Source organism: Pseudoalteromonas sp. 5Ae-yellow (genome assembly GCF_014077565.1).
Classification (GTDB): Bacteria; Pseudomonadota; Gammaproteobacteria; order Enterobacterales; family Alteromonadaceae; genus Pseudoalteromonas.
In genome coordinates this window covers 1-22,403 of record NZ_JACGWD010000043.1, presented here as the reverse complement: position 1 = coordinate 22,403, position 22,403 = coordinate 1, and the positions used below count along the sequence as shown (strand labels likewise).

The following is a 22,403-nucleotide window of genomic DNA, read 5'->3' as shown; positions in this document are numbered from 1 at the left end:
TTAATGGATTTTACGACAGATAGGCCACGGGTATTAATTGTTGACGATGAGCCTGCAAATCTAAAAGTAATGCGCGAAGTGTTAGGTAATCAATATCGTATGTCGTTTGCTAAATCGGGTGATGCCGCACTAGCACTACTTGAAAAAGAACTACCAAAGCTAATTTTGCTCGACATAATGATGCCAGATATGAATGGCTTTGAAGTGTGCCAAATTGTTAAGAGAAATCCTAAAACATCACATATCCCAATTATTTTTGTAACTGCGCTTGGCGATGAAAGCGATGAATACAAAGGTTTTGAGTTAGGTGCAGTAGATTATATTACTAAACCAATAAGCCCTGCCATTGTAAGAGCAAGGGTTAATACTCACTTGTCGCTAGTACAAGCAGAGCAATTAAAGCAAGCTCATGTAGATTTAGTAGAACGTCTAGGCCGTGCAGCGGAATATAAAGACACCGACACGGGTGAACATATTGTGCGCATGAGCCAATACAGTAAAGTATTAGCGTTAGCACTCGGTATGGATGAGCAACGAGCAGAACTTTTACGTCAAGCTGCCCCAATGCACGATGTAGGAAAAATAGGTATCCCTGATGCTATCCTACTCAAACCTGGAAAGTTAACCTCTGAAGAGTTTGATCATATGAAAGAACACGCCACCATTGGCGCGCAAATTTTAGCAAACTCATCATCTCCTTTACTACAACTTGCACATACGCTTGCAATTGAACACCACGAAAAATGGGATGGCTCAGGCTATCCTAACGGGATCAAAGGCGAAGAAATATCAGTTGAAGGTAGAATTGTTGCTATAGCTGACGTATTTGATGCACTTACCTCAAAACGCCCTTACAAAGAGGCTTGGAGCGTAGAGAAAACAGTTTTGCATATGCAAGAGCAAGCAGGAACTCATTTCGATCCCGCTCTAATCGAACTATTAGTAAAAAACTTAGACGATATTATTGCTATAAAAAATGCAAATCAAGAAAGCTAATTCTTTTTAGCACTGTGAGAGCCAAGCTCAATATTTGGGTAATAAGATTTTATATAACGATAGTCATGTGACGTAATTTCATGGCTATTGCCACTTTCGTCTTTAAAGTACATAGAAAACGTTACACCATGATCTGCTAAAACTACTTTTATATTTAAACTCTCAAGATGAATACGCCATTGAATAAATTGATCTCCTGAGGCCAAAAATGCAATCCCTTTACTGCGCCCCTCTCCTTCAAACAATGCTAAACGAGTGGTTGAACAAGCATCTTCAAGCGTTAAAGGGCCTCGCCCATGCTCATTCCAAAAGGTAAGCTCTGGCACTACGCTAAAACCTAAAACCTGTTCATACCACTTAACGGCATTAGCTAAGTTATCAACATTTAAATGGCAATGATCAATGCCAGATAATTTCGGTATGCTTGTATTATTCACATTACTCACCAATTTCTGACTTTAATTGCTCTAAAAACTCATGCATATACCTTGTTCGTCTATTCGCCTCTGCTTTAGCTGATGGGGTATTCATACTATCGGCAATATGTAATAACTTTATGAAAAAATGATCAAGCGTGTATGTTTTATCATCAGCCTCGCGTTCAACACAAAAAGGGTCATTTGGGTTATATAATAACCGAGAAATTGAGCCACCAACTTTCATGCATCGGCTAACGCCAATAGCGCCCAACGCATCCATTCTGTCGGCATCTTGTACTATTTGCGCTTCAACTGTTTTAATTTTTATATTTGCGCTGAAGCTATGCGCTGCAATTGCATGATGAATCTCATCAAAAAGTGACTCGTCATAATTAATCGATTTTAAAAACTCCAATGCCTTATCAGCTGCCATAGTAGAGGCTTTTGCACGATCAGGGTGGTTTTTAGCCACCGCCACACAGTCGTGCATCCACGCTGCAGGTAATACTACTGACATGTTTGCCTGCTCCGCATTACATAACTGTATTGCAACACGCACCACTCGCTCTATATGAGTAATGTCATGAGCAACATCAGCATGCACTAAAGAGGCGATAAACCCTCTACATTGTGAGTTAAGTATTTCTAAATCAGGGCTTAAAGCGACGTCAGACAAAGTTAGGTTCCAAAAAGCTAATTAATCAATGAATTATCCGTACTTTACCGTGCTTTATGCCCCCCTTGCAAAACATTCATTGTATGTTGCTCCTTGCTTGACTAAAATACAGCGCTTATTTATTACTACTGAGAAGCCTTATGTCATCTGCCGTTTACCTACAAGCTGGTCGCGATAAATCATTAAAAAGAAAACACCCTTGGTTATTTTCAAAAGCCATCAAAAAAATTAAAGGTAAACCTGGATTAGGCGACACAGTAACGATTCACGACAGCGAAGGTAAGTTTTTAGCAACTGCTGCGTATAGCCCTCACTCACAAATTCGTGCACGTGTTTGGAGCTTTGACGAAAAAGAAGTCATCGATCAACACTTTTTTGAACGCCGTTTACGTCGCTCATTAGAAGCCCGTAGCCAAGTTATTGAAGAAGGCGGATTAACAGGGTTTCGCTTATGTGCTGCTGAGTCTGATTACTTACCAGGCGTTACAATAGATAAGTTTGACAACGTATTAGTGTGCCAGCTATTAAGCGCCGGTGCCGAGCGCCATAAAGGCGAGATTGTAGGTGCATTGATGTCTATTTTCCCCGGCTCTAGCATATATGAGCGTTCTGACGTAGATGTACGTACTAAAGAAGGCTTAGAACCAATTAAAGGCGCACTTTGGGGGAATGAACCAAAAGAGCCTGTGCTTATTGAAGAAAACGGCTTAAAAATCGAAGTTGATATAATTGAAGGTCACAAAACAGGATTTTACTTAGATCAGCGTGACAGCCGTGCTGCACTTGAGCGCTTCTCAAAAGGTAAAACTGTCCTTAACTGCTTTAGTTACACAGGTACATTCTCGTTGTATGCCCTGCGTGGTGGATGTGAGCATGTAACTAACGTAGATGTATCGCAACCCGCTTTAGATACAGCAAAACGTAATGTTGAGCATAATAACTTAGATTTAAACAAAGTGAGCTTTGTTAAGCAGGATGTATTTAAATTATTACGCCAATACCGCGACGAAGGTAGACAGTTTGATACCATCGTAATGGACCCACCAAAATTTGCTGATAATAAAGCGCAGCTAACGGGCGCGTGTCGTGGCTATAAAGATATCAACATGATTGCCATGCAAATACTAAAACCAGGCGGAACACTATTAACATTCTCATGCTCTGGTTTAATGGAACAAAACCTGTTTCAAAAAGTAGTAGCCGATGCAGCACTTGATGCAGGTAAAGACCTACTGATAATGGAGCGATTAAACCAGGCAGCCGATCATCCAATTGCTGGCAGCTACCCTGAAGGCTTTTACTTAAAAGGCTTAATCTGTAAGGTTTTTTAATATCTACTATTGAGTTTAACTGAATCGATTTAGTTAAACTGAATGATTTCAAGACCTGCTGTTACCGTGCCATCATCTTCTTTGCTGGCACGTATTACTTTTGCTGTTGCATTTAAAGGCGCAATACTTGGATGAGTCGAATCAATGTTCACCGTCAGTAAGGTATTAGGTTCAAGCAATTCATCTAAATGAATTGATAAACCTGTTGCACTTAAATCCACGCACTCTGCGGCAAAACTTAAACCCGCTATTGGTTCTATCGTTGTTAAATTTGCAGGAGTGTTAATCTGCATGCGTCTAAAATTTCGCTTATCATCAGTAAACATATGTTACCTCTAAACAACCGTGTTAATTTCTTCCAACAAAGCACCCAATGAAAATGGCTTTACAACATACGCGTTACAACCAGCATCAAACCCTGCTTGTTTTTCAGATGGGGACTCTAGGCCCGATACCATAACAACAGGAATATTTTTTGTTTCAGGTGTGTGCTTTAGCATTCGGCATGTATCATAACCATCAAGACCAGGCATACAAACATCAAGCAAAATTATATCTGGCGGACTCGCAATTGCTGACGCAAGGCAGCTTTGCCCTGAATCTGCGTAACTAACATCAAATTTCGACGCTAGTGCGGCTTTGAGCATTTCAAAATTAAAATACTCGTCATCTACCACTAAAAGTCGCTTTGTTTTATGTTCAATCGATGAGGACATAACTATGTCGCTTCCTTTTCAAAACAAAAATAAATCCTTCTATTAAGGTACTAAGCTTAATAGAAAATGCAAGTTTTATTCTATCTCTTTTATCGCATTAAGTACCCGCTTGGCTGAAATTGGGTAAGGCGTTCCTAGTGTTTGAGCAAATAACGACACTCTAAGCTCCTGTTGCATCCAAAAAATAGCGGTTACCTCTTGTGGTATAGGCAACCCTTTAGGCGTTTTATTAACTACTTTTTTATACTCTTGCGCAACTTTATCTAGCTCTAGTACGCATAACCTATCACGATTTGGATCCACAGGCAGCTTTTCTAAACGTTTTTGAATCGCTTTTAAATAACGAATTAAATCCGCTATTTTATCTGCGCCATGCGCGCTCACAAAACCTTTAAATATAAGTGACTCAAGCTGTGACTTAATATCGCCGTGCGCAGTTATCATGGTTAAATCAACGCGCCCTTTCATTTTTTTATGCAGGGCATGAGCAATACTTAATACTTGCTCAACTTGCGTTGCAATCGATACAACGGCATCGCCCAGCTCACTGCGTATTTGCTCTTTTACTGTTTCAAATGCTTTTTCGTCGCGTATATCACCGTGTTTTACTAATAAGCTATCAACACCTGCGGCGATACAGTCATCAATTAAATCGGCTATTTTACCAAACGGATTAAAATACAAACCCAACTTTGCTTTATTGGGTAAGTTTTGTTGTAAGTACTTAATTGGCGACGGCACATTTAACAATACTAAACGGCGCAAACCTTGTTGATGCGCTTGCTGCGCTTTTGCTTCACTATCAAAAAGCTCTACTGCAGCGGCTGACTTTTTATCTACCAGCGCAGGGTACGCCTTTATTTCGTACTGACCTTGTTTTTTAACATATGACGCTGGCAGCTCACCAAAGTCCCATTGTGTTAGGTCTGATTTTTCAATGCCTTTATCGGCTACTTTAGACAATGTTTCGGTTACTTCACCTTGCAGCTCTGCTTTAAGTTTGGCTAAATCAAGTCCACGTGCAAGTAACTTATCGTGTTCATCACGTACTTCAAACTGTAATCGCAAATGCGGCGCAAGGGCTGTTAAATCCCACGCCTCAATATCAACTCTCACACCTGTCATTCTTAATAAACGCGTAGCTAAAGCATCAATTAAGCCCCCTTGCATTGGCTCAATGGCTGCAAGCACTGCATCTGCATAATTTGGTGCTGGCACAAAATTACGGCGCAGCGATTTAGGCAATGATTTTATAAGTCCACTTATTAGCTCATGTCTAAATGCAGGTATGTGCCAGTCAAAACCACTCTCTTGTACTTGATTCAACAGCGCTACCGGTATTTGTACCGCAACACCATCAACCGCTTGTCCTGGGTCAAAATGATAAGCAAGAGGTAATATAATATTGTCTTGCTGCCATGTGTCCGGGTAATCAAACTCAGTGATATTACTTGCGCCATGCTGCATTAACTCTTCGCGAGTCATGTGTAAGTAATGTTTATTTTGTTGTTTTTGTGTTTTATACCATTTTAAAAATGCAGCGCGGTTATTAATTTCTTTGGGAATTTTTTTATCGTAAAACTCAAATAACGTTTGCTCGTCAACTAAAATATCACGGCGACGCGACTTATTTTCCAGAACTTGAATATCTTCTATTAGTTCACGGTTAAACGCTAAAAAGCTCTCATTTAAACCCAGCTCTTGCTCAACTAATGCGGTGCGTACAAAAAGCTCTCGACTTACTTTTGGGTCAATATTGCTATAAACACAGCGACGTTTATTTACAACAAGTATGCCGTACAAAGTTTGCTGCTCAAACGCGATTACCGCACCTGGCTTTTTCTCCCAGTGTGGCTCTGTGTAGCTACGTTTTACTAAATGCTGTGCTAATGGTTCTACCCAGTTAATGTCTATTTTTGCATTTGTGCGGGCATATAATTTACTGGTTTCTACCAGCTCTGCCGACATAATCCATTTAGGGCTCTTTTTAAATAAACCTGAACCCGGAAAAATATGAAACTGACTATTACGTGCGCCTTTGTATATTTGTTTCTCATCTTTAAAGCCAATGTGGCTCAGCATTCCGCTTAATAACGCTTTATGAACAAGTTCGCCATCAGCCGCTTGGCTGGTTGCTTTCATGCCCATTTCATTACACACAGTACTTATTTGATAAACAATATCTTGCCACTCACGCAGGCGCATATAGGCTAGGAAATCTTTTTGACACAGCTTTCTAAACTGGCCGTTAGTTAGCTCGCTTTGCTGCTCTTCTAAGTAATTCCATAAGTTTAAAAAAGCGATAAAGTCTGAATCTGGGTCGTCAAAGCGGCCGTGTTTTTCATTGGCTGCAGCACGTTTTTCTTGCGGGCGTTCGCGTGGATCTTGAATCGACAGCGCCGCCACAATAACAATCACTTCACGCAATGCGCCAAGTTTGTGAGCTGTGAGCACCATTTTAGCTAAACGAGGGTCAACCGGTAATCGACTTAGCTCTCTACCCGATTGAGTTAAACTCGTTTTACTATCACGTTTAGCTGGTTTTACCGCTTGTAGCTCTTCAAGCAATGTTAGGCCATCATTAATATTGCGGCTATCTGGCGCTTGTACAAACGGAAATTGCGCCATATCCCCAAGCCCTAGCGCCAACATTTGTAAAATAACAGATGCAAGGTTAGTACGCAGTATTTCAGGGTCGGTAAACTCTGGACGTGATAAAAAATCATCCTCAGAGTACAACCTAATACAAATACCCGCTTCAACACGTCCACAACGACCCATACGCTGATTAGCACTTGCTTGTGATATAGGCTCTATTGGTAAGCGCTGTACTTTTGTACGGTAGCTGTAGCGACTTATACGCGCAGTACCTGGGTCTATTACATAACGAATACCTGGCACGGTGAGTGACGTTTCGGCTACGTTAGTCGATAAAATAATATGACGACGAGAATGCGGCGCAAATATACGGTTTTGCTCTGCGTTAGATAAACGCGAGTAAAGTGGCAATACATCGGTGTGTTTTAAATTACGCTTGCTAAGTGCATCTGCGGTATCGCGTATTTCACGCTCACCATTTAAAAATATGAGAATATCGCCAGGGCCTTCGACGCACAGCTCATCAACGGCATCAAAAATACCTTGTAGCTGATCGCCCTCCGCTTCCATATCATCTTTATTAATATCAGTAATAGGGTTGTAGCGCACATCAACAGGGAAAGTACGACCCGATACTTCTATAATGGGCGCATCATCAAAGTGCTTTGAAAAGCGCTCAGGATCAATAGTCGCTGAGGTAATTATTATTTTTAAATCAGGGCGCTTTGGAAGCAGGTTTTTTAAGTAACCTAAAATAAAATCAATATTTAAACTACGCTCATGCGCTTCATCTATAATGATGGTGTCGTATTGATTTAAAAATCGGTCTTGCTGAATTTCTGCCAGTAAAATACCGTCAGTCATTAGTTTAACGTAGGTATTATTAGAAACCTGATCGCTAAAACGAATTTTAAAACCGACTTGCTGACCAAGTTCGCACTTCATTTCTTCAGCAATACGGTTAGCCACCGTTCGCGCAGCGAGTCGCCGTGGTTGAGTATGGCCTATTAAGCCATCAACACCACGACCAAGCTCTAAACACATTTTAGGTATTTGCGTTGTTTTACCTGAGCCCGTCTCACCGGCAATAATAACCACTTGGTTATTAGCGATTGCGTCTTTAATTAACTCCTTTTTTTGACTTACTGGCAATTGCTCAGGGTAAGTCACTTTAGGAAGGTCCACTAAGCGCTTAGCTCGCAGTTCTTGGCTACGGGTTATATCAGCCGCTATTTTTTCAAGCGCGTTGGCATGCTTGTTTTCATCGGTTATTTTTTTTACACCATGTAAGCGTTTTTTAAAAATAAATTGATCTTTTTTTAAGCACGTTTTTAGCTCGCCAAACAACTGACCTAGGTTAACCACCCGCATACCTTATAAAATTTTAATAATAGAGCATTAATTGTATCAAACTAAATGCTCAGGGTTAATCCTACAAAGCGCATAACTGCCCAGATATATGTACTTATGGGTTATTCGTCGTTAAAAATTCCCACATAAGTCGCTTGTGTGTTCGATTTACTCGCGCGATACATGTCCGAGGTATTAAACGGTAAGCTAATATTCCCCTTAGTATCAATAATAATAACGCCGCCAGTCCCACCTATAGGCTTAAGCACACCGTTTATAACTTCATCTCCAGCTTCAGCTATGGTTTTATCTTGATACTTAACACGCGCACATATATCGCTCGCTACGTTATAGCGAATAAAATATTCACCATGCCCTGTTGCCGATACTGCGCACGATTCGTTTTCAGCAAATGTTCCTGCCCCAATTACTGGCGCATCACCCACACGGCCATAACGTTTTGCGGTCATACCGCCTGTTGATGTACCAGCTGCTAAATTACCGTTTTTATCAAGTGCCACGGCACCAACCGTGCCCATTTTATAGTTGTTAGGTAATGCTTTGTGTGCAGCTTGATACTCTTTGCTGGTTGCTTTGGCTTTATCTAATTTTTGCTTTGCTTTTAAAAGTGCTTTGTAACGAGGCTCAGTATCAAATAAGTTATTTTCAATAAGCTCAACGCCCTGCTCTTTAGCAAAGTCCTCAGCGCCTTGGCCGCTAAGCATTACATGCACGGAGTTATCCATTACCAAACGTGCTAATTTAATCGGGCTCTCAATATGTTTTACACCTGCAACAGCGCCGGCTTCACGGTTTCGACCATCCATTATAGATGCATCAAGTTCATGCCCGCCATCGTAAGTGTATACCGCTCCGCGTCCTGCATTAAAATAAGGCGATTGCTCTAATACTGTAATGGCCGCTATCACCGCATCTAAACTTTCACCGCCTTGGTGCAATACTTTATAGCCTGTCTCTACTGCTTCACTTAATTTAGCGCGGTACTGTTTTTCTTGAGTGGGTGTAAACCGTGCTTTTTCGATGGTCCCTGCCCCACCATGAATCGCAATGGCAAATGGAGTCTCTGCTGCTAATACGCTATTACTTAAAGCAAAAAGGCTGCTCGCAAAAATTGCTAATAATGGTGTTTTCATAATAAGTTCTTTTATGGGGAAGTTATAAACTAATGTGAATGGTTGAGAGCTTAATTTCAACTAAAGTGAGTTTAATGGCATAAAAAAAGCGCCTTAAGGCGCTTTTTAAATTTAACGTGTTTGTAATTAAGCTTGTTTTGCTTTTAAACGCGCTAAACGTGCTACTTGATGAGTAGACGTTAAGAAAGAATAAATTGGTGCTAAGTAACCACGTTTACGAAGCTCTAAGAAATCAGCATCGCTTAATTCGTTTAGCTTTTTCTCATCGATAAGGTAAATACCGTTGATGTCTTTTTTCTCGCCTTTAATGTCTACTGTTAGCGTTTGCGCAATTAGTAACTCTTTATCAGCAAGAAATTTAGTGAACGCTTCAGTTACTTGAGAAAACTCAATAAACGATACTAGCGCTTCTTTACGACGTTTTAGGTAATCTGTTTCTTCGCCGTTTTCAAATAATGCATTACCTTCGTCTTCACCAACAAGCGCACTTGCTTCGTCAATTACGATACCGTATTGATCTTGATCTGGGTGTTTAACTAAACCCAGTGGGTAACGAGTAGATGCCATAGGTGCAAATGCTGCAGTCCATTTACCATCTTCTACAAAAAGGTTTTCGCCTGGCTCTAAGCCAAACATAGCAACTGCTTGAAAAGTGCCTGTTTCGTTATTTTTAACGAATGACATTGGAAACTCGTTTGCTACACGTGCAAACTCATGTGCAACTACTGGCACTAAGTGTTGAGTTTTCATGAATTCTACATTGATGCCGTTTTGAATTTTAGTGTTGGCATGTTTTTCGTTGTGTAAAGGCTGTACTTGTTGCTCCGCCATGTTACTGCTCCGTTTATTTTAATTTATATGTTTCATTGTTAATGCCTTTAGGCTAATGCTTTTGAGCTAAAAAAGGAAGGGAAACTTTTATGACAACAACCATGAAAAAATAAAATTTAACTAAATCTGAACGTTGCTAAAAAACATACAGCTCAAACTCATAAATTTTGTTCAAAAACAACACACTTCGTGGTTGATTTTAATACAAATCAAAGTTATTCATTAACATTGGTTAACAGTTCAAAGCTATTTTTTTGCAGTGTTTGGGCTTAAATTTAAGCAAATAAAAAAGGCCGCTTATATAAGCGGCCTTTAAAAGTTAAATTGGCATCTAAATTAAGGCGCCCAATATACTTCAATATTTATACTTGGGTGATTAAGCACAGCGCGAAGTGGCATGTCATTAACATCGCCGCCCGCTTTTGCTTGCTTATAAACAGCGAGTTTTTCTTCACCGCTAATTAAAAGCTTAACCACTTTAGATTGCGCAATGGCATTTAACGTAAGCGTCATTCGCTCAGTAATACTACCCGTCACATCACTTTGTATCGCATTAATTGCACATACTGTTTGCTCAGTTGTTAAACCATGCTCTAAACCGTCTGCATTTGGGAATAACGACGCTGTATGGCCATCTGGGCCCATACCTAAAATAGTTACATCATATGGGCTTTTTAACTCGCTATAAGCCGCTTCACACTCTTGTGCGCCCTGTTGAGCCGTTGCTGCAGCGTTCTTCATAGTAATAAAGTTTGCAGCACTACCATGATTTTGTAATAAAGTACTTTTAATAAATGCTTCATTACTTTTTTCATGGCTTGGGTCTACCCAACGCTCATCAACCATAGCAACATCAACATGTTGCCAATCTAAATCAAGTGTTGATAAATGCTTATAAGCGGGCGCAGGAGACGAGCCGCCCGACACCATTAATACAGCACGGCCATCGTTTTTAATGCCATCACGTAATGATTGCTCAAGCGTTGCAGAAAGCTCAGCTGTTAACGCGTCTTTATCATCAAAAAACTTTTCAACTAGTGTTGCCATGCTTATACCTTATCGCCTGTGTTAAACCATACATGATTGTTTTCTGCCAATAATTCATCAGCATCATCAGGTCCCCAGCTACCAGCACGGTAAAGCGCAGGCTTACCTTTGTCTTGCCAACGGTCGATGATTGGATCAATCCACTTCCACGCTTGACGAACTTCATCACGGTGAATAAATAACGACGGGTTATCAGCAGCGGCATCAAGCATTAAACGTTTGTACGCATCTGAGTGGAAACCATTGCTGTAAGCTTGTGAAAGCTCAATATTCATTGTTACTGGCTCAAGTTGCATTTGAAGATTATCAAGGCGCTTAGACATAAGCGTTAGTTGAATTGTTTCCTCTGGCTGCAAACGAATAACAAGACGATTTGGCTCGATATTACCCACGTTATCTTCGTAGATATTGTGAGATACTTTTTTGTATTCAACCACAATTTCTGCACAGCGCTTAGCCATACGTTTACCCGTACGAAGGTAAAATGGAACACCTGCCCAGCGCCAGTTATCGATATGCGCGCGAATAGCTACAAACGTTTCTGTTTTACTAGAACCTTCATTTAGCTCTTCTAAGTAACCCGGTACAATTTTACCGTTTAAGTCACCTGGTACGTATTGACCACGAACAATATTTTCATCAACATCACCATCTACAAGCGGGCGAAGTGCTTCTAATACTTTTAGTTTTTCGTTACGAATGCTGTTAGCGTTAAGCTTATTAGGCGACTCCATTGCAACTAAGCAAAGTAGTTGTAATAAGTGGTTTTGAACCATGTCACGAAGTGCACCGGCTTTATCATAAAAACCAGCGCGGCTTTCAAGGCCAACCGTTTCTGATAAGCTAATTTGAATATTATCAATAGATTTAGCATCCCACATATTTTCAAACAATGAGTTTGAAAAACGCAGCGCCATTAAGTTTTGTACTGTTTCTTTACCTAAGTAATGGTCAATACGGAAAATTTGTTCTTCATTAAAAAACTCTGCAATTTTTCCATTAATTGCTTCAGCAGAATCACCGCAATAACCAATTGGCTTTTCAACAACAACGCGTGATGTAGGTGTAATTAAACCTTTAGTCGATAATATTTCACAACACGTGCCGTAAACAGCAGGCGGAAGTGATAAGTAAAACACGCGAGACTTAGTGCTTTCGTGCTCATCTAAAATGCCTTTTAGCACATCCCAGTTGTCGTCTGCTTCTGTAACATTACTTACCACTGGCACTAAAAAAGTAGAAAACGCTTTCCAATCTTTAGCGTTAAACTCACCTTTGCTTAAAAATTCTTGTAATGCTTTATGCGCTGTTTCTATGTATTCAGCACGTTTCGATTCTTCGCGCACTGTTGGTAGGATACGTGAGCCTTCAGGTAAGTTACCTTCTTGATATGCTCTGTACATTGCAGGTAGCAATTTGCGTAACGCAAGATCACCACCGCCCCCAAAAATTATAATATCAAAAGGATTAAGCATAGTTACTCTCTACGTTGTGATACCCAGTACATTTTGTAAATGCGCGGGTATGCCTATTTATTGCTAGATTAGATGGCTTTTATAGCTGTATTTAAATAAAAGCCTGCTGAATTGTTCTGTATCGATGATTTATTATTATTGTTTATCATTGCGCTTATTAAATGAGCCTTAGGGGCCCTGTATCTCCTCTCACAAAAATACAGACCCTAAGCACTCCAGCGCTACCCGTTCAAAGGTACTCGGTTTACTTACTTGCGTAAGCGAATTTTTTACTGCGTACGGTTTTGTTTATAGTACGCCATTAAGCCGTTTGTAGAACTATCATGAGCGTGTTTCACGCTATCATCAGTGAGTTCACTCTCAATTTTAGATGCTAAACCTTTACCCAGCTCTACACCCCATTGGTCAAACGAACATATTTCTAAAATAATGCCTTGGCAAAATATCTTATGCTCATACAGTGCAATTAAACGGCCCACTGTTTTAGCATCTACTGTATCTAATAGCATAGACGTTGTAGGACGATTGCCTTGATGAATTTTATGATTTAATAACTCATCAATCTCTGCTTGCGATTTACCCTTAGCGGTTAAATCAACTGTAACTTGCGCTGCATCTACACCACTCATCATCGCTTCTGTTTGTGCAAAAAAGTTCGATAATAAAATATCGTGATGCTTATCAACATTCACTTGTGGCTTAACTGATGCAATAAAATCTGCAGGTACAATTACATTACCTTGGTGTAAACACTGATAAAAGGCATGCTGGCCATTAATACCCGTCATGCCCCAAATAATTGGAACCGTAGTATAAGGTACCGTTTCGCCTGCAAAGTTAACGTGTTTACCGTTACTTTCCATTTCGCCTTGCTGTAAATACGCAGGCAACATATGCAGTGCTTGATCGTACGGTAATATAGCTTGCGCTGTATAACCTAAAAAGCTCGTATTCCATACACTAAGCAATGCCATAATTAATGGTATATTTTGCTCAAACGGCGCAGATTTAAAGTGCTCGTCTATTTCAAACGCACCTTCTAAAATTGCTTCAAAGGCGTCGTAGCCTAAATATAAAGCAATTGGTAAGCCTATCGCACTCCAAAGTGAAAAGCGACCACCAACCCAATCCCACATAGTGAATACGTTTTCGTCGCTGATACCAAAGGCTGCCGTTTTTTCTAAATTTGTACTTACTGCAACAAAATGCTTTGCAATTGTACTTTCATCTTTTGTTGTTTGTAAAAACCAGTCAACCGCCGTCTTTGCGTTTGTCATGGTTTCTGACGTCGTAAATGTTTTTGAAGAAATAACAAATAATGTTGTTTCAGGGTCAATGGCTTTTAATATAGACGAAATTTGTACACCGTCAGCATTAGATACGTAGTGAACATTTAACGTATCATCAGCAAGTGCTTTTAATGCCTCAGTTGCCATTTGTGGACCAAGGTTAGAGCCACCAACACCAATACTTACAACATCTTTTACCGCTTTGCCGGTATAGCCTAACCATTTACCGCTACGAACTTTTTCTACAAACACTTTAATTTTAGCTAACTCGTTGTCTACGGCTTGTGTCACGTTTTCGCCATCAACAATTAATGGAGTGTGAGCACGATTACGAAGTGCCGCATGCAAAACTGAGCGATCCTCAGTGATATTTATTTTTTCACCGCTAAACATTTTATCGCGCCACGATGCAATATCGCATTCTTTAGCAAGCGACATTAAGTTAGCAAAAACATCGTTATCAATAAGTTGCTTAGAATAGTCGAATAATACGCCTGGTACTTGAGTAGAAAACTGAGAAAAGCGCGTGTCATCTTGTGCAAATAACGTTTTTAGATGTGTTTGTTTCATCTTAGCTGCACTTTGTTCTAGTGCTTGCCAACTTGCTAGTTGCGTTCGGTTAGACATGTAAATATCCTCTATTTTTTTCAATCAATTGATTTAAAAATATTTTTTATAAAAGAAAAACTCTTATTACTACTTATTCACACTAAATTAAAGCGCAAATAGTATAACTAAAAATGCAAAAAAAGTGCTGTTTTTATAATTTTATGTGCAGATGATAACGCAATTTTTAGCTTTTGACACCGGTATCATAAAAATTTTATAAATTAATTTACCTGTAATTTTAAAGGCAACGGCATAGCTTAATCAATCAAAATGAAATATTAATGAATTTTTATAAGCGCTGCTAATTACTTTTCATAGTTATTCACTAATTACTGTAATTGTTTGCCTTGCAAACAATTAAACCTTAAAAACAAAAAATCGGCTCTAAAGCCGATTTTGTATAAATTAAAATCTTTGCTTAATTACTAAGCGCTAGCCCACCACTTAGGTTATAAACCGTTTTGTATCCTAGCTGCATTAAATTGCTCGCAGCAATCTTTGAGCGGTTACCACTGCGGCATAATAAAATATATTTGTTATTTTTACTTAATTGGCCTTCAAATACCGCATTTGCCATTCTGCTAAGCGGTATATTTAATGTTTTTTCATCTAGCGTATTAAATAACTGAGCAACATTATTTGCTCCATGTTCATACGGCTCCCGAGTATCTATTAAATACACATCGCTGGTGTTTAACATTGCTTTAGCGTCATCAAAATTTAATTGCTGTGTATCAATCTCAGGCAATGCATTTACATAACCACACAATTGCGTGTTATTTACTTGCTTTGAAGCGTCGTGCTGCTGCTTTTGTATAGTAAATTCATCAACTGAAATACTGCCGCTTACTAACGCATTGAGTAATGGCGTTTGGTTTTGTTGTACAGCCCAGTTCATGGCAAAACATTGTTGGTAGTCGTGCCCTGAGCAAATAATGCTGGTGCCATTAAGTTGCTCGCTTATTGCTAAAATAGAGCGTGCCATTGCTTTTGCATCCCCACCTATAAGCGATGTATTGCCAAGCCCTGCAGGCAAAATTAAATCACCACAAAAACAATAACGCGTTTCGCCATTACTATTTTTTAATAAATAACTTACGCTATCTTTGCTGTGCCCAGGTGTCGCTACTTTTTCAAGTACGTCATTTGCTAAGCTAATACTTTCTGCATTTAGTGGCCAACCTAAAGCATCAACCTCACCTTTTACAACTCTTGATGCAAGAACACTGGTTAATAAATTAGTCGCTGACTCTCGCTCTTGATGCAGATGTGTATTAAGCACCGCTGATATAGTTAAGTTTTGTGTATTAGCTATTTTTTCAAAGCGCGGAATAAGCTCAATAATCGGGTCTATTATAACTGCGTATTTATCATCGCTTACATAAAGCCAGCTACATGCTCCTTGGTGCCTAAACTGAGTAAGGCCAAGTGCGCACACTTCTTGTTGTGGTGTGGTGCTATCAGATACAATTAAACAGTTAGCCTGTAGTATTGCTTTAAGAGCGCGAATACGCACACAAGCATCATCAATATCGTGTTGTGTTGCCGCAGGTCCAAACGATAGCCTAATCGCGTTTTCGCTTTGCCACTTAGTTGCACCCATTGCATCTAAAACAAAACTTGTTGATGCGCCCGTACTACAAGCCGAGCCACCACTTACGCGAATGCCCGCAGCATCAAATAAATCAATCACTTCTTTGCTCGTTAAGTCGTTTACCGCAAAGTTAAGTGTGGTAGGCACGCTATAAGCAAAATCATGATTGAATGTAATATCACCAAAGGTGTCTTTTATCGCGCTTTGTAACTGGCTTCGATAAGAGTTAAGTATGCTAATTGGTTTAAATGTATCGTCTGATTTATCAAGCAACATACTAAATAGTTTATTTAACCCTGCAATACCGGGTAGATTTTCGGTGCCTGAACGCATTCCACTTTCTTGACCGCCACCCGCTATAAAAGGTGTATACGCACTGCCACTACGAATATATAAAAAGCCAATACCTTTAGGTGCGTAAAGCTTATGCCCCGAAAAAGGAGCGTAATCAATAGTTGTATTACTCAGTGCGAGCGCTTGTTTACCGAGTGCTTGTACGCAATCCACCATCCACGATACATTTTTGTTACGGCTACGAATTACCTGCTCTATAGCGGGTAAATCTTGATATACACCGGTTTCGTTATTAACGGCCATGGTGCAAATCATCAAAGCGTTATTAATATGCTCTGCGATAAAATCTAAATCTAAAATACCGTTGCTATCAACCGGAATAGCAAGCACCTCAGCATTAACGTCAAGTACGCTATTCCAGTGCTTGAGTGTATTTGGCACCGCTTTATGCTCAGTAGCGCCATATAATAATACAGGGTTTTTAATAGACTGCTTTTTAGCATTAATTAATGTAGAAACCACCGCAGTTTGAATACCTTCTGTTGCGCCAGAGGTAAATAGGATATCGCCATTAGTTGCGCCAATAACCGTGCGTGCCTTTTGACGTGTTTGTTCTAATAAATGCTTGGCTTGAATACCTGTGATGTGCGGGCTTGAAGGATTACCAAAACATATTTGCATGGTATGAGAAACAACATCAGCAATACAAGGCAACACAGGGGTCGTTGCATTTGCATCAAGGTAAACTTGTTTTACTGGCTCATCGTGCAATAAAAACTCAGACATTAAAAAACGCACCTTATTACTAAAAAATATATCTTATTACCAATAGTACATAAATTTACAGGTAATGAGTAATAATCAATTAGCACTAGAGGTGCGTTTACTATGCTTTTTTAAACTAAAAGTCTGTTTGCTTAACTATTCACTGAGCTCTTTGCTGATCTCTTCGTGCGTTGACGACCAAGCTGTTATTAGCGCTTTTACTAATGAGGCCAACGGGATGGCAAAAAATACACCCCAAAACCCCCATAAGCCACCAAAAAATAATACCGCGACAATTATAAATACCGGATTTAAATCAACTGCCTCAGAAAACAACAGCGGTACAAGTACATTGCCATCAAGCGCCTGAATAATTCCATAAATAATTAAAATGGTCCAAAACTGCGTTTCTAATCCAAACTGAAACAGTGCAACTGCCGCTACCGGAATAGTGACGAGTGCCGCGCCAATAAATGGAATTAATACCGAAAAGCCAACAAGCACACCAAGTAAAGCTGCATAGCGCAAATCTAAAACAGTAAATGCGATGAAAGACACACCACCAACAATTAAAATTTCGAATACTTTACCGCGAATGTAATTCATAATTTGTTGGTTCATTTCGTTCCACACTTGTAAAATCAAGCGTCGTTGCTGCGGGATCAGTTTAGCTATACTGCCTGTCAGCTCCAGCTTATCTTTAAGCATAAAGAACACCAGTAACGGCACAAGTACCAAATATATAAGCCAAGCAACAACATCTTTTAAAGACGTAAGTGAAAACGATAATACCGCTTGACCAAACTCAATAATTTTAGCTTCTACGGTTGCAACAATTGCTTGTACTTGTTCTATATTAATTAAACTTGGGTATTGTTCAGGTAAAGCCATTAAATAAGACTTCCCCTGCTCTAGCATATGCGGTGTTTCTTGCACTAAGTTACTGGTTTGCTTCCAAAGCACTGGGCCAATAACTAAAATAAGGGTGAGCATAATGCTAATAAATATCAACATTACAATAATTGTTGCTGTAAAACGTTTTAAGCCAACACGCTCTAAATGAACAACCGGCCAATCTAGTAAATAAGCGATAACCAGTGCAACAAGCACAGGAACAATTAACGCGCCAAAAAAGTAAAGTAAGGCAACTGATACCAATAATAAAAATAATAAGGTAGACGAATGAGGATCCGAGAACTTCCTTTCGTACCATGTTTTTACGTATTCAAACATGTAATGGCTCCACTAATAACAACCCACGTTGTTTATCAAAATTGTAACTATAAGCATTTTTTTGCAAAAAACGTTCAATGTCGTTCGCACTTTCACCTCTATTAAGACTAAAAGTGATGCGTTGTTTTGATGACTGTGCACTTCGAAGCGCAAGCTTAAACTGCACAAATTGCTGAGGACACTTAAACTCTTTTAAATCGCGCTCTACCATAACTACTTTATCCGTATAGTAAATGAATAATAAGTCGCATATTTACGGTCTACGTATTTATATACTCAAACCGTTGTAACTTTTTGTTAAAACAATTCCTGCAATAGTTTATCCTTATAACATAGCTAGCAGTAAGGATAAGTTAATGCCTGGCACGCATAATAAAGCGCAACTACCAAGTAATCCAACACTCAAAGAGATTAATTGGTTTAAAAAGCAAATTAATTGGGGCGAACTCCCTCCTTTTTATCACCTTGTTGCCTCATCAATAAGCGAATCAGAAGGTATTTTAGATCATGGATTCGATAATGCGGTTAAACAACTTATAGATAAACGCAATTGGAATTTAGATTTATTAGAAGGCCACGAAGACAGCTTTGGTGAAATACATACCAAATATAAGCCACGCATTGCGCTGCACCAGGTTTTTACCGACAGAGGCTTTGAGCTTTGGGCACAGCCTTATGCTAAAGATGTTATTGTTGACCAATACATAAAAAATAATCGCTTTATGGAGTTTAGAGTGTGGGACCCACATTCAATGAAAAACCTGATCAGAATAAGTCAGTTACATAAGTTTATTGGCTTTTATTTTGAACGGGGCGACAAAGCAGATAAAGCCATTATTTTACACGCACATAAAGTAGTACATAAAATTATTACTTTTTTGCAGCGAGAATTGAACGTTGTAAAGCTTGATGGAGTCACAATAAAAGAACTATACCAATTGTGCGAAAAAGACAGCCGTGCAAGCAGTGACGAAATAGACATAGCCAAAATTGCAATTGGCGAACAAATTAACAAGGAATAAAATGCAGCTAAAATCAGCATTTATCACTTTATGCACCGCAGCGCTTACGTTTAGCTTATTAGTAAGCGAACCTTTAAAAGCGCAAACTAACTTTACTCTTCCTGACTTAGGAACATCTGCATTACAAGCACTGCCACTTGAAAAAGAACAAGCTATTGGCGAAGTAATGATGATGCAAATACGAGGTTCATCGCCAGTTATAAACGACCCTGTGCTAGATGAATACCTCACGACTATTGGCCGTAAACTTGTTGCTAATGCTAACGATGTACGTTTTCCGTTTTCATTTTTTTGGATAAATAACTCAGAAATAAACGCATTTGCCTTTTACGGCGGCCATGTTGGAGTGCACACGGGATTAATAGCGCAAGCAGATAACGAGAGCCAGTTTGCTTCAGTACTTGGTCACGAAATTGCTCACGTAACACAGCGCCACTTAGCACGTAGAATACAGCAGCAACAAGATAACAGCGCACTGACCATTGCCGGTATGATTGCCGGTATATTAGCAACCGTTGTTGCACCCGACGCGGGTATTGCCATTATATCAGCAAGCCAAACACAATCTGCTTTTAGCCAATTAACACATAGCCGCTCAGCTGAGCAAGAAGCTGACCGCATAGGCATGCAAACACTTAATAATGCTGGTTTTGATGCACGTGCATCGAGTGAGTTTTTAACTAAACTTGCAGCGCAAATTCGCTATAAATACAAGCCACCTGCATTTTTGCTAACTCACCCATTGCCAGAGAGCCGAGTGTCAGACGTACGTTTGCGTGCAGAGCAATTTCCTGTGCGTCTTATGAATGCGAGCCTTGAATTTAATTTAGCAAAAAGTCGAGTGCTTGCCCGCTACGACAACAAACCAGAAAACGCAGAAGACTTATTTAAAAAACTACTGCGCGAAAACAACTATAACAATACCGCATTAAAGTATGGCTTAGCCATAAGCTTGCTTGATCAAAAAAAGCTTGATGAAGCAGCGCCAATATTAGACGAGCTTTTAAAAAACGATCCTAAAAACTTATTTTATATAGATACCCATACCGATTTACTTATCGCACAAGAAAAGGCAGATGAAGCCGTTAAGTTTTTAGCTGATTTAAATCAGTATCGCCCTAATAATCAGGTAATTACGCTTAACTATGCCAATGCAGCTCTCGAAGCTGAGCAATATGAGCTTGCTGAAAATATTTTAAAGAGTTTTTTACTCGAAAAGCCCGACCACAACTTAGGTAAACAACTCCTTGCTGATGCGTATAAAAAACAAGATAAATTAGCCTCTTATCACGAAGCGAACGCCGATGTATTAGCGCAATATGGCGCTTATTTAAAAGCCGCAGACGAAGTACAAAAAGCACTTAACTTTGTAGAGCCTACCCAACTTGTTAAGCAACAACGTTTAAAAGCACTACTTACCCAGTATCGACTTTTACAAAAAGAGCTTGCAAGACTTTAAGTCTGCAAGCGCTTACCCTAAAATAGACGCAATTCACACTTTGGAATCATTTTATGTCTGTTACCATTTACCACAACCCACGTTGTTCTAAATCACGCGAAACGCTAGCACTACTGCAAAGTAAAGTGATAGAGCCAAGTGTTGTAGAGTATTTAAAAAACCCTCTTACACACGAGCAAATTGCAACGCTTGTAATCCAACTTGGTTTTTCATCCGTACGTGAATTAATGCGCACAAAAGAAGATGACTACAAAGCGCTTAATTTAAAAGATGAAAGCAATGAATCAGCATTAATAGATGCCATGGTACAAAATCCAAAACTAATTGAGCGCCCTATTGTGGTTAATAACAATAAAGCCGCGATTGGTCGCCCACCAGAAAACGTACTAAGCGTTTTATAATGAGTGCAACCATAGTGGTGCTTTATCACTCAAGCCATGGCTCAGTTGAAGCAATGGCTAACGAAATAGCAGAGTCGATAGAGCAACAAGGTGCTAGCGCACTACTTCGCACCTTTGTGGCTAAAAATGCGCACGACATTGTGATCACCAAAGATGACTTAATAAACTGCGATGGTTTGGCATTTGGTACACCAACCCGATTTGGAATGATGGCCTCTCAAGCTAAAAGCTTTTGGGAAACCACCAGCGACTTGTGGCTAAAAGGCCAGTTAATAGATAAGCCAGCGTGTGTGTTTTCGTCATCAAGCAGTATGCATGGTGGTAATGAAGCAACCTTACTTAACTTATCTCTGCCACTATTACACCACGGTATGATGCTACTGGGCGTGCCGTACGATGTACCCGAACTACTTGCAACACAAACAGGTGGAACACCATACGGTGCAACACACGTTGCTGGCAGCGCTAATAGTGCACAACTTAGTAAAGACGAAATTAAAATATGCCAAAGCGTTGGTAAACGCCTTACTCACATTGCGAGAAAACTTAAATGAATACAGCTGACAACCCAGCTAAAAAGCCAATTACAGTAAAATTTCAGCGTGCCGCACTCTTTGGCTATGTAGGTTTACTTGTTCTTATTCCACTGTGGATGTATTTTGTACCACCTTTAAATGGTAATGCGAGTTTAGTGTCTTTATTTGTGCCTATTATTCCATTACTACTGCCGCTAAGAGGCATAATAAAAGACTATACTTACACTTATGCGTGGGCTAACTTTATTGTAATGCTGTATTTTATACACGGCTTAACCATGCTTTGGGCAGCTCCTGATGAGCTTATATGGGTATTGTTAGAGCTTGTGTTTGCCTCTTCAATGTTTATTGGCTGTACGTATTATGCAAGGCATCGCGGACAAGAACAGGGTTTAAAAATCCGTAAGCTTAAAGAAGAACTCGCTGAAGAAAAAGCAGCAAATGAGCACAATAAATAATATTTATTCATAAACGGTTATAAATACATCGAGTAGGGTGAGGCTTTTGCCTCATCCCTCTCACAGAACCGTACGTACGGGCCTCGTATACGGCTCCTGTATTCTTCTATCCCTTCGGCTTATTTTCTAAACGCCGATTGAGCAAGCCAT

General features: G+C 39.7%; 20 protein-coding genes. 7 read left to right on the top strand and 13 right to left on the bottom strand.

The window, feature by feature from the left end:
- The first annotated feature begins 3 nt into the window (after nt 1-3).
- On the top strand, nt 4-996 hold the full coding sequence (locus H4J63_RS12535) for a two-component system response regulator (protein ID WP_002961438.1): 993 nt from the start codon (nt 4-6) through the stop codon (nt 994-996).
- On the opposite strand, the gene H4J63_RS12530 is transcribed toward H4J63_RS12535, so the two are convergent.
- Together H4J63_RS12530 and H4J63_RS12525 are read right to left on the bottom strand one after the other, a co-directional pair.
- Nucleotides 993-1,433: a VOC family protein gene (locus tag H4J63_RS12530; RefSeq protein ID WP_182196891.1), complete on the bottom strand. Its 441-nt coding sequence runs from the start codon at nt 1,431-1,433 to the stop codon at nt 993-995. The genes H4J63_RS12535 and H4J63_RS12530 overlap by 4 nt on opposite strands.
- Nucleotide 1,434: 1 nt before the next feature.
- The gene (locus tag H4J63_RS12525; protein WP_039487345.1) at nt 1,435-2,091 is read right to left on the bottom strand and encodes an HD domain-containing protein; all 657 of its coding nucleotides are present in this window, start codon (nt 2,089-2,091) and stop codon (nt 1,435-1,437) included.
- Nucleotides 2,092-2,231: 140 nt separating this feature from the next.
- Here H4J63_RS12525 and H4J63_RS12520 point away from each other — a divergent pair, with 140 nt between their 5' ends.
- A complete protein-coding gene (locus tag H4J63_RS12520; protein ID WP_002961441.1) occupies nt 2,232-3,422 on the top strand; it encodes a class I SAM-dependent methyltransferase in 1,191 nt (396 codons plus the stop codon).
- A 29-nt stretch (nt 3,423-3,451) separates the two neighbouring features.
- On the opposite strand, the gene H4J63_RS12515 is transcribed toward H4J63_RS12520, so the two are convergent.
- The 11 genes from H4J63_RS12515 to H4J63_RS20335 all read right to left on the bottom strand — a co-directional run bounded on the left by H4J63_RS12515 (nt 3,452) and on the right by H4J63_RS20335 (nt 18,588).
- Nucleotides 3,452-3,748, bottom strand: coding sequence for a PilZ domain-containing protein (locus tag H4J63_RS12515; protein WP_007581065.1), 297 nt, complete (start codon nt 3,746-3,748; stop codon nt 3,452-3,454).
- A 9-nt stretch (nt 3,749-3,757) separates the two neighbouring features.
- On the bottom strand, nt 3,758-4,138 hold the full coding sequence (locus H4J63_RS12510; protein WP_024606579.1) for a PleD family two-component system response regulator: 381 nt from the start codon (nt 4,136-4,138) through the stop codon (nt 3,758-3,760).
- 75 nt (nt 4,139-4,213) lie between these two features.
- Nucleotides 4,214-8,101, bottom strand: a complete 3,888-nt coding sequence (gene hrpA, locus H4J63_RS12505) for an ATP-dependent RNA helicase HrpA (protein WP_182196889.1) — start codon at nt 8,099-8,101, stop codon at nt 4,214-4,216.
- Between the two features lie 107 nt (nt 8,102-8,208).
- Nucleotides 8,209-9,240: an isoaspartyl peptidase/L-asparaginase family protein gene (locus H4J63_RS12500; RefSeq protein ID WP_182196887.1), complete on the bottom strand. Its 1,032-nt coding sequence runs from the start codon at nt 9,238-9,240 to the stop codon at nt 8,209-8,211.
- A 126-nt stretch (nt 9,241-9,366) separates the two neighbouring features.
- Nucleotides 9,367-10,071: a SapC family protein gene (locus tag H4J63_RS12495; protein ID WP_024597622.1), complete on the bottom strand. Its 705-nt coding sequence runs from the start codon at nt 10,069-10,071 to the stop codon at nt 9,367-9,369.
- A gap of 336 nt (nt 10,072-10,407) precedes the next feature.
- Nucleotides 10,408-11,118: a 6-phosphogluconolactonase gene (gene pgl, locus H4J63_RS12490; protein WP_024606581.1), complete on the bottom strand. Its 711-nt coding sequence runs from the start codon at nt 11,116-11,118 to the stop codon at nt 10,408-10,410.
- 2 nt (nt 11,119-11,120) lie between these two features.
- A complete protein-coding gene (gene zwf, locus H4J63_RS12485; RefSeq protein WP_024597624.1) occupies nt 11,121-12,593 on the bottom strand; it encodes a glucose-6-phosphate dehydrogenase in 1,473 nt (490 codons plus the stop codon).
- A gap of 269 nt (nt 12,594-12,862) precedes the next feature.
- Nucleotides 12,863-14,509, bottom strand: coding sequence for a glucose-6-phosphate isomerase (gene pgi, locus H4J63_RS12480; protein ID WP_182196885.1), 1,647 nt, complete (start codon nt 14,507-14,509; stop codon nt 12,863-12,865).
- Between the two features lie 400 nt (nt 14,510-14,909).
- Nucleotides 14,910-17,165, bottom strand: coding sequence for an aminotransferase class V-fold PLP-dependent enzyme (locus H4J63_RS12475; protein WP_182196883.1), 2,256 nt, complete (start codon nt 17,163-17,165; stop codon nt 14,910-14,912).
- Between the two features lie 135 nt (nt 17,166-17,300).
- The gene (locus tag H4J63_RS12470) at nt 17,301-18,377 is read right to left on the bottom strand and encodes an AI-2E family transporter (RefSeq protein WP_024606584.1); all 1,077 of its coding nucleotides are present in this window, start codon (nt 18,375-18,377) and stop codon (nt 17,301-17,303) included.
- The gene (locus H4J63_RS20335) at nt 18,370-18,588 is read right to left on the bottom strand and encodes a hypothetical protein (protein ID WP_149602402.1); all 219 of its coding nucleotides are present in this window, start codon (nt 18,586-18,588) and stop codon (nt 18,370-18,372) included. The genes H4J63_RS12470 and H4J63_RS20335 overlap by 8 nt, the downstream gene beginning before the upstream one ends.
- Before the next feature lie 145 nt (nt 18,589-18,733).
- Between H4J63_RS20335 and H4J63_RS12465 the strand changes: the two genes are divergently transcribed.
- The 5 genes from H4J63_RS12465 to H4J63_RS12445 are packed head-to-tail and all read left to right on the top strand — an operon-like array spanning nt 18,734 to nt 22,253.
- Nucleotides 18,734-19,399: a hypothetical protein gene (locus tag H4J63_RS12465; protein ID WP_002961456.1), complete on the top strand. Its 666-nt coding sequence runs from the start codon at nt 18,734-18,736 to the stop codon at nt 19,397-19,399.
- A gap of 1 nt (nt 19,400) precedes the next feature.
- A complete protein-coding gene (locus H4J63_RS12460) occupies nt 19,401-20,858 on the top strand; it encodes a M48 family metalloprotease (RefSeq protein ID WP_182196882.1) in 1,458 nt (485 codons plus the stop codon).
- Between the two features lie 53 nt (nt 20,859-20,911).
- Entirely contained in the window at nt 20,912-21,259 is a 348-nt protein-coding gene (gene arsC, locus H4J63_RS12455) for an arsenate reductase (glutaredoxin) (RefSeq protein WP_182196880.1), read from the top strand.
- Nucleotides 21,259-21,813: an NAD(P)H:quinone oxidoreductase gene (wrbA, locus tag H4J63_RS12450; RefSeq protein ID WP_182196879.1), complete on the top strand. Its 555-nt coding sequence runs from the start codon at nt 21,259-21,261 to the stop codon at nt 21,811-21,813. Before arsC ends, wrbA begins: the two co-directional genes overlap by 1 nt.
- Nucleotides 21,810-22,253, top strand: coding sequence for a DUF2069 domain-containing protein (locus tag H4J63_RS12445; RefSeq protein ID WP_002961460.1), 444 nt, complete (start codon nt 21,810-21,812; stop codon nt 22,251-22,253). Before wrbA ends, H4J63_RS12445 begins: the two co-directional genes overlap by 4 nt.
- Nucleotides 22,254-22,403 lie beyond the last annotated feature (150 nt).